Annotated in this window: 6 protein-coding genes; 4 read left to right on the top strand and 2 right to left on the bottom strand. The window is 60.5% G+C overall.

What is annotated here, in order from left to right; genetic code table 11:
• Positions 1 to 134: 134 nt before the first annotated feature.
• Positions 135 to 1,085 carry a hypothetical protein gene (locus AX724_RS04980; RefSeq protein WP_051743944.1) on the top strand — a complete coding sequence of 317 codons (951 nt, stop codon included), beginning with the start codon at positions 135 to 137 and terminating at the stop codon, positions 1,083 to 1,085.
• Between the two features lie 46 nt (positions 1,086 to 1,131).
• On the opposite strand, the gene AX724_RS04975 is transcribed toward AX724_RS04980, so the two are convergent.
• Together AX724_RS04975 and AX724_RS04970 are read right to left on the bottom strand one after the other, a co-directional pair.
• The gene (locus AX724_RS04975) at positions 1,132 to 2,115 is read right to left on the bottom strand and encodes a ParB/RepB/Spo0J family partition protein (protein ID WP_066764086.1); all 984 of its coding nucleotides are present in this window, start codon (positions 2,113 to 2,115) and stop codon (positions 1,132 to 1,134) included.
• A gap of 259 nt (positions 2,116 to 2,374) precedes the next feature.
• Positions 2,375 to 3,577 carry an AAA family ATPase gene (locus AX724_RS04970; RefSeq protein ID WP_066764085.1) on the bottom strand — a complete coding sequence of 401 codons (1,203 nt, stop codon included), beginning with the start codon at positions 3,575 to 3,577 and terminating at the stop codon, positions 2,375 to 2,377.
• A 542-nt stretch (positions 3,578 to 4,119) separates the two neighbouring features.
• Here AX724_RS04970 and AX724_RS04965 point away from each other — a divergent pair.
• The 3 genes from AX724_RS04965 to AX724_RS04955 all read left to right on the top strand — a co-directional run.
• Positions 4,120 to 5,424: a replication protein RepA gene (locus AX724_RS04965; RefSeq protein ID WP_062787891.1), complete on the top strand. Its 1,305-nt coding sequence runs from the start codon at positions 4,120 to 4,122 to the stop codon at positions 5,422 to 5,424.
• 164 nt (positions 5,425 to 5,588) lie between these two features.
• Positions 5,589 to 6,434: a DUF7146 domain-containing protein gene (locus AX724_RS04960; protein WP_030092781.1), complete on the top strand. Its 846-nt coding sequence runs from the start codon at positions 5,589 to 5,591 to the stop codon at positions 6,432 to 6,434.
• Positions 6,435 to 6,509: 75 nt separating this feature from the next.
• The coding region (locus tag AX724_RS04955) for a strawberry notch-like NTP hydrolase domain-containing protein (RefSeq protein ID WP_066764084.1) at positions 6,510 to 8,523 on the top strand (2,014 nt) is incomplete at its 3' end.

The following is an 8,523-nucleotide window of genomic DNA, read 5'->3' as shown; positions in this document are numbered from 1 at the left end:
GTAGCCCACCTTATAAAGAACGGTCAAATCTGCTTATGTGATAAGTGCAATTATCGCATATGAACTTTTCGACGATAGCATGAGGCGAAACCAACTGCTGACTTTGGTTTCCTCACGCGCTAAGCGTAAGAGCGATGCAGGAGATCGTCGACCGCCGCGCAAATGACCCAATGTTGCTGCTCGGCCGGCTCGACGGCCGGCTTCATCATAGTACAAGCGCCGACATTTTCCTTGCGCGATCGCGCCTTCACGGCGCCGCGGCGTTAGCAGGTCTCGCCGGCGTGCCGATCGCTGTCGGCGACCTGCAGGATTGGATCGCGGGGCGAAGCGCCCCTCCCCGCGCCTCCGAAGGTCTCAACGATCCGATATCGGTGGCGTCCATTTTCCACCTCGCACTAAGTCGGGACGAGGATGTCAGAGACCCGGTTGGCCGCGCATCCCTCAATGCTCTCCGAACCATCCTCGACGACCGTGCAGAGGCTGAGCGCTATGGTGGAGACGATCTCGCACACTTCGGCCCGCTCTGGCGTCAGGTGAAGTCTGCGGCGGATGCACCCTTCCCCGTCGCCGATCTCCGGTCCATCGCCGAGCGCGTGTTCGCTCTTGCCGAAATGACCGAGCGTCTTCCGGTCGGCGCCTCGGAGGTTGTTGCGATCGACGGACGCTCGTTGGAGCTTCCTCCCCGCTGCCGCGATCGCAACTGGCTCGTCGCGACCGCTCTTCCTCGCATGCTCTACCGCGCTGGCTTCACGAGCCGCATCATCCCCTCACTGGTGCCGCTCCCCAAGTTCATGCCCCCTTCCCCTGCCGCGCTGACCGGGTTCCTCGCTAAGGAGATCGGGCAGATCAGCGCGGCGGGGCTCCGCGAGCTTTCCGCAATTGAGCATGACGTCGCCAAGCTCACCAATTTGGGTGCAACTCAGCGAAGTCGCCTGCCGCTTCTCGGGCGCCTATTGATCGCCTATCCAGGGCTCCAGGCATCCTCCGTTTCGAAGCTGCTGTCTGTGACACCTCAGGGTGCCCGAAAGCTCCTCGCGGCGCTGCCCACCACGCCTGCCGCGCAGCGCCGGCTGCGGGCCGAATAGCGACCGGGACGCCCTCCGTACTGAAACGCCGTCTCGCTTGTTTTGCTCAGCTCGCCGGCAACAGTTCTTCGATCGCTTTCATGAGCTCGGCCTTCGTGGCGCCGGTCCGGGGCACGATCTTGATCGTGATCCCCCCACCTCTGGCACTGGCATAGCGCAGAATCGTCTTTCCGCCTTTGCCCGTGATCTCTCGCTCGCCAGTCTCCTTCTTCTTTGCCTCAACGGTCGCACGAACAAGTCGCTTCGCCACCTCGGGTCCGGTCAGACTGGAACCACCATTCCTACGCTCGGCCTCGATGCGCTCGGCCTCGTCTCGCATTCGCTTCAGAGTTTTCGGTTCGCTGGTCAGCGGTTTGATATCGCGCGCCACTCGAACGGTAATGTCGTGGGTGTCCGAAAATGCCGCCACGATCTCCTCAGGAAGCCTCGCAACATCCAGCAGGCGGCTCAGCCATGACCGCGAGAGGTTGAGATGCTCCGCCATCTGGGACTGGGAGTTCTCGTAAAACTCCGACAGCGCTCGCGCATATTCCTTTGCACGCTCCCAGTCTGAAATGTCCTTTCGCGACCGATTTTCAACGTCCGAAACCCGGAATGCCTCTTCATCCGTGACGGTCTGGATCGTGACGAGATAATCAAATTCTGGATGATGATGTTCGCGGAGCCACTGGACGGTCCACCACCGGCGAACGCCAGCGATGATCTCATAATCGTAGTCAGGATCGTCCTTCAGACGACGCACGATCGCCGGGATGCGCTGCCGCTTCGCCGCGAGAAAGGAGTCGATCAGATCGCGACAGCTCTCTTCGGACAAATGGTCCAGGTCGCGATTGTGCATCCGCCAGGGACGGCAACGAGCCGGGTCCACCCACTCCGTTCGATCGGTAACCGTCTTGCCGCTCGCTATCCGCGCCAGGGTCTGGCTTCGGCTCGCGATGATCCCTTCCGAGGGGCTCGCATTGTCAAGCTCGGCCTCATTATCCAGGCCTTCGGTGAACATCGAGCCGAAGCCCTTATTTCCTTTTGTCATCGGCTCGCTCCTACTCGAATTTCCGGCATCTTGGAGACCCGATTTGTTGGTCTGTTGCCACGTGGCAACAAACCGAAATTCGCCTCGCCTTCGGCTCCCCTTTTCTGAGGGAAAACTGATCCTGGAATTTGGCTCATGATACTGTTTATAAACGCTTTCCTTGCTCGGTTGCCACGTGGCAACAACGCATCATTCTTAGCAGATTTCAGCCCCATAGACGGCGAACAATTGCCCGCAGTTGCCACGTGGCAACTGCTGCTCAAAGCTGCCCCCCTGCCCGGCTCGGCCAGGTCCGCAAAACGTCTTCTTCGATGTCTCGGCAAACCTCATTCAGATGCCTCATGCACCGGTTGTAAACCTCGTGCGAAGTGACGGGCTTTTCCAGTTCAAAGACCGTCTTCATCCGCGAGCTGGCATTGTCGATCTCCGCACTGGTGACCATCACCGAAGAAGACATTGAGCCTCCGAAAACGCTCCGCATCATCGAAAGTATCTCACGATGCATCGACTTGCTGTCGTCGACCCGGCTGCCGACGAGACGGATGAAATTGTAAGCCGGGCGCCCCCTCCCCGCGAGCTGCTCGAGCTGCTTCATCGTGGTCTTCGCCATGTCGATAAACGACACCGTCGATGCGAAGTCGACCAGGCTTGGCGGCACGGGGATCACCATCGCATTGGCTGCTTGAAGGACCGCCATGGAGACCATGCCGAGTGCTGGAGGCGGATCCATGATCACCACATCGTAATCTTCTACCACCGAGTCGATGGCCTCGGCGATCAGGTCGATGATGTTCAGGTTCTGATTGCGCGCGAGGTAGCCGGCGATCTCGTATTCGAGATTGTAGAGCCGCAAATTCGCAGGGATCAGATCGAGCCCATGGAAGTGGGTCTTCCGAATGATCTTTCGCACACCCAGCAATTCCGGGTTATGGAAATGCCCATAGAGCGTGTCGTCCTCCTCCAGATCGACGTCTGGTCGGTAGCCGAACATCATTGTCGATGAAGCTTGGCTGTCGCAGTCGATAAACAGCACACGATAGCCGTTGATCGCGAAGTGCTGAGCCAGGTGCAGCGCGATCGTGGACTTGCCGACACCGCCCTTGAAATTGCAGACCGAGAGAATGGCGGGTGGATCTTCCGGGCTGCGCCACGGACGCGTTCCGAACACCTCACGCATATGATCGAGTTCTTCGAGCGTATATTGGACGCGATGACCGGAAGCCGTCCGCCCACGCTCCGGCAAACGCCCGTCGCGTTCAGCTTCTCGGATCGCCGACGCGGTGCGTCCGACAAGTGATGCAGCCTTGGAGATAGGGAAGGTGGGGGCTCGCTTCTGCCCTGTCTCTGGATCGACCGCGCTGTCGCGGATCCGCTTGAGGATCGTGAGCGCTTTACGGTGAAGCACATCCAGGCCACCTTCCAGAAGGTCATCGGCGGGGACAGTTGTGGGATCAGTGGCCATGAGATTCCGCTTTTGTGGGTTTGATGGCCCACAATAGCGACGTTGGCAGTTTCGAGCAACGATTTGGCCATCGAACTTACAACTTTACCGATGATCTCCGAGCCGTTTCGGATTTCAAGGTAATGCCAATGCGCCCTGGTAGAGGCGCACCGATGATCTCCGAGTCGGTGCAAGCTTTTCGAAAACTTGCTGCGTCCGGCTGCACCGAGCGATGCCCTGTGGATAAATACCGATGATCTCAGTACCTTCCGATGATCTCGGTGCGTCCTACCAATGATCTCGGTGCCAACAGACCGATGATCTCGGAGCGCATACCTATTACATGAATCCCTGAATCAATCCGATTCGCGAATCGGCTTCAAAATTTCGATTTTTGAAAGTGGGAAGGGGCGATTCGGCAAAAGCGGCACCGAGATCATCGGTCGAATTGCAACTCTCACCCCTGATTTCCCGCCAAAACTGCCAACAGGGTTGATTTCGAAACCCAAACCTGTTGAGACAGCGCCATCACAGACCCCGGAGATTCGGGGAAGGGCGGAACAATGAACGGAGATCAGCATAGGCCGATTGGGCACCAATATGCACTCGCCATGATCGATGGCGGTGCAGAGAATGTCCGGAAGCTTGCCTCCACTGCCGGAACCCAATTGACGCTCGACGCCTTCCTGCGAGTCCACGACGAAGAGCCTGTCCCGGCATTTCTCCATTCCGCGCTTTGCGCCATGTCGCTCCCGACCAAGCGCCCGAAGGACGACACGCTCCCGATTATCCGGGAAGACGGCAAGTACGCGCTGGCAATCAACCCTCGGCCGGTTCTTCAAAATATCGATGGCAAGTCGGTCATGAGAAGCCTGGGTGTTCCATATGGGGCCTATCCCAGGGTTGCGCTCATCTATCTGCTTTCACAGGCGGTAATGAAGCGTTCGCGCGACGTCTATCTCGGCCGCAACTTCACGGAATGGATGCGGCGGCTTGGCTATCAAACGGTGTCCTATGGCCCCCGTGGCACCGCAAATCTGATGCGCGAACAGGTCGACCGCTTGCTGGCGTGCGAGTGGCAGATTCGCTGGGATGGCACCGAAACGGACGACAACGCCTTTGCGGTCCGCGATGTGAAGATCTCAAATGAATATGCTGGTTCACTCGACAAGAACGGCACCTTCGCGCGGGAAATCCGTATGTCGGAGGTCTTCTACAGTCACCTTATCGAGCACGCTGTCCCATTAAACGAAGTAGCGATCCGGGAGCTTAAAGGGACGCCAACGGCGCTCGATCTCTATACCTATCTTGCCTATCGCCTCCCACGGATCGGCTCCGACAAGGGGCAGATCATTTCTTGGGATCAACTGGCAAAGCACCTCGGCAACGAGGCTGACAGCAAGCGCTTTCGTCAAACGGTGCGGGAGACGATGCAGCTCGTCTCGGCGGTTTATCCCAACGCGAACGTCGATCTCTCCGGCAGGAAGGTGGTCCTTCATCCGTCTCCAGCGCCGATGGAGCGTAAATTGGTCGGACCCCATTTGCGACTTGTTGGGGCGCCAGGCGTCGAAACGGCACCGAGATCATCGGTTCGCACCGTTCCGCAGGCAACGAAACCCGCAGCGAAATCAGACGAACCGCTTCACGCATTCCCGCCGGGAACGCTTTCCTATGGCGACCGCGAACAGGCGTTTCGGAGTGTCGGTCTCACTAAGGGCCATCCTTGGTCAGTCGACGATATGGCCAACGCATTCCGCAAGGGATTCGCCGATATCAAGAGGCCCCGGACCGACACCGAATGGATGCGGCTCTGGGAGGCCTTCGTGATCAAATATGCGGATCGGCGGAAGAACCGGCCTGACGATTGACCGATGATGTCCGAGCCGTTCGTCGCCTGCGAACGAGCCCGAGTCGTGCCCGATGAAGCGATCAACGTGAGCGCGCCGACCCTCATCGTTGATAGGTCCGGGTCACAGCGCCATGCGCTGAAAGAGGGAAGGGGGGATGTGGCTACCGAGCAGGAGGTAGTCCTATGCCACTCACGGCCAAACGACCGACCCAGGAACTTGTTGACCTCGTAGGCGCTCTTGGCGGCACCTGGACCGGCTACAGGGCTATGGCCCGTTGCCCGGCACATGGCGACAACGATCCAAGTCTTTCGATCCGCCAAGGTGACCGCGGCATTCTGGTGACGTGCTTCGCGGGTTGCGCACGCGATGATGTTCTGCGGGAATTGCGTCGGGTTCGAACCGGCCAACATTATGCAATACCGGAACAGGATCGACCGCAAGGCAGCGCCAATGTCTCGCGCATCTGGGAGCAGGCCGTTGGCGTCAAAGGGACGCTGGCCGAGCGCTATCTTGAGCGACGCAACTTGTTGCCAGCGCCTGCCGACGTGCGCTTCCATTCGCGCTGCCCATACCTCCCGAAGCCGAAAACCGTTTATCGACCGGCTTTGCTGATTGCTGTTCGCGAGATCCGGCAGCTCGTCGCGATCCAGCGCAACTTTCTCGACCCTGCGACAGCGAAGTGCCTCCGAAAAGTCATGCTCGGCGTGCCTGGGACAGGCGCATGGCGGGGCCGGGCAGGGGGCGAGACGCTGGCGATCGCCGAAGGTTTCGAGACTGCCGGCGCCTACACCCGCATCAAGGACATCCCCTGCTGGGCCTCACTTGGCGCCAGGCGGCTCGATCAACTGGTCATTCCACCCGGCATTACGACCCTGCTGATCGCAGAGGACAATGATCCAGAAGGGCGTCGCGCCGCGGCGTCCGCCGAAGCGAAATATGCCCGTCCCGGGCTCATCATCCGCCGCGACCCGCCGCCGCCGGCTTTCAAGGATTGGGCAAAGTTCCTCGACGCGCACTGCCGGACCTGATCCCGGGGCGGAGAGAGGGGAGGGGGATCGAGGGTGTGTCGCTGCGACAGATGCAGCCGCGCAGGAGATTCCCAAATGACCGACCTTTTTCAGACCGCCGAGCGCGGCGACCGTGCCGCTGCGCACATCCTTCTATCCCAACTGGCGTCAGGCGAGCCGGTCACCCGTCAACATCTCAATCGGGCGATGGTGCAGGCGTTCGGCGGAACCGATGCCGAAGGACGCTGGACGCAGCGCTCAAGCTTCGAGGTGCTAGAGCACGCACTCGCCCTTCATCTCCGTGGATCATTGGCGCCTCTGGCCAGCCTCGCCGATGTCGCCGCGCGGATTGACCTCGCGCAGCGCCTCCCCACTCAGACCGTGCGGAGCGAAGACCAGATCGAATGGCAGCAATTCTCGACTCCTGTCGACATTGCGGCCGTCGCGATTCTGCTCGCAGATGTCCGGCAGGATGATGTCATTCTCGAGCCCAGCGCCGGCAACGGTTTGCTCGTTGCACAGCTTGGGGCTCATCGATCGCTGCATCTCAACGAGCTCGATCCGATCCGCCGCGATCGCCTGCACGGCGTTTTCCCCGGCGCAACGATCACCGGCCATGATGGGGCGATTCTTGATGCTGCTCTTGGCGACGCACCGCGTCCTTCCCTGATCCTCATGAATCCGCCGTTTTCGCGGTCGCTCGGCCGCGGCGTCGATGATCTTGCGGCCGTTCGGCATCTTCAGGCTGCACTTCGCCGATTGCAGACTGGGGGCCGCCTCGTTGCCATCATGCCCGACTGGTTCGGACCGACCACCCGAATGCGCGACCACTACGAGACCGTCCTTCGCGGATCGACAGTGCAAGCCTCTGTTCGACTTGAAGGCTGCTATCTCAAACACGGCACGTCTATCGACGTGCGAATCTTCGTCATCGACAAGGTCGCCGGCAGGCTCGCACCAGAAGTCATCCAGGGTGGATCAATCGCGGAACTGCTCGACGTTCTCACCGTGACACCTCGCCTGTCCCTTGTCGCAGATCAGCCGGCACCCGCGCCGAAGCGGGGCGGAGGCATCTCGCTCTTCAGAGCGGTCAAAAGCGCCAAGCCCATGCCCCGGGCCTTTCACGCTGCCGTGCGCAACCATGTCTTGCCGGTTGCTTACACCAGGCTCGAAACCCCGGCGCCGCTGCTCGAACAGACCGGCGTCTATCTGCCCTATCGGCCAAGCCGCCTGGTTTTCGACAAAGCCGGCGAACACCCGACTGCGCTCGTCGAATCCGTTGCCATGGGATCAATCCCAGCGCCGATCCCCGATTACGTCCCTTCGCTGCCGGAGCGGACTGTCACAGAGCGTTTGCTCTCGGCCTCCCAGCTCGAAACCGTCGTTTACGCCGGCCATGCCTGGGCTCAGACGATCCCTGGGCGCTTCGCACCGGACAAGGATGGTGTCGGCCTCGTTATCTCGGAGGAGGGCCGCGGCTACCGAAAGGGTTTCTTCCTCGGGGACGGAACCGGGGCAGGCAAGGGTCGCCAAATCGCGGCCGCCATTCTTGACAACTGGCTTCAGGGGCGGCGTCGCAATATCTGGGTCACCAAGAACGCGCCCCTCCTCGAAGATGCTCGCCGTGATTGGACGGCCCTCGGCGGGCTCGCCGGTGACATTCAGCCCATATCGAACTGGAAGATCGACGAACCCATCAGGCTTGACCAGGGCGTCCTTCTGGTCACCTATCCGACCCTTCGATCGATGCGCGGGGAACATAGCCGGCTGAAGCAGATCATCGACTGGGCCGGCGCCGATTTCGACGGCGTCATCGCCTTCGACGAAGCGCACGAGATGGGCGGTGTCGCAGGAGGCGAGGGCGCACTCGGAGCCAAGGAGGGATCGCAACAGGGCATCAGCGGCGTTCGGCTCCAGAACCATCTGCCCGCCGCGCGGATCCTCTACGCCTCTGCGACGGGGGCGTCCGAGGTCAACAACCTTGCCTATGCCGTGCGGCTCGGGCTCTGGGGACCGGAGACGGCGTTCGCCAATCGCGAGCAATTCATCTCCAGCTGTCAAACGGCGTTCAAAAGGGACCCCCGATCGGCGTCGAAGAGGGACCCCCTTT

The sequence above is a fragment of the Sphingobium sp. CCH11-B1 genome (genome assembly GCF_001556865.1).
Taxonomy (GTDB): domain Bacteria; phylum Pseudomonadota; class Alphaproteobacteria; order Sphingomonadales; family Sphingomonadaceae; genus Sphingobium.
Note: the sequence above shows the minus strand (reverse complement) of the source record. Positions and strands in the feature narration are given on the sequence as shown.

Coding starts and splice junctions, on each gene's coding strand:
- AX724_RS04980 (WP_051743944.1), top strand. CDS start 135: ATGCAGGAGATCGTCGACCGCCGCGCAAATGACCCAATGTTGCTGCTC.
- AX724_RS04965 (WP_062787891.1), top strand. CDS start 4,120: ATGAACGGAGATCAGCATAGGCCGATTGGGCACCAATATGCACTCGCC.
- AX724_RS04970 (WP_066764085.1), bottom strand. CDS start 3,577: ATGGCCACTGATCCCACAACTGTCCCCGCCGATGACCTTCTGGAAGGT.
- AX724_RS04975 (WP_066764086.1), bottom strand. CDS start 2,115: ATGACAAAAGGAAATAAGGGCTTCGGCTCGATGTTCACCGAAGGCCTG.
- AX724_RS04960 (WP_030092781.1), top strand. CDS start 5,589: ATGCCACTCACGGCCAAACGACCGACCCAGGAACTTGTTGACCTCGTA.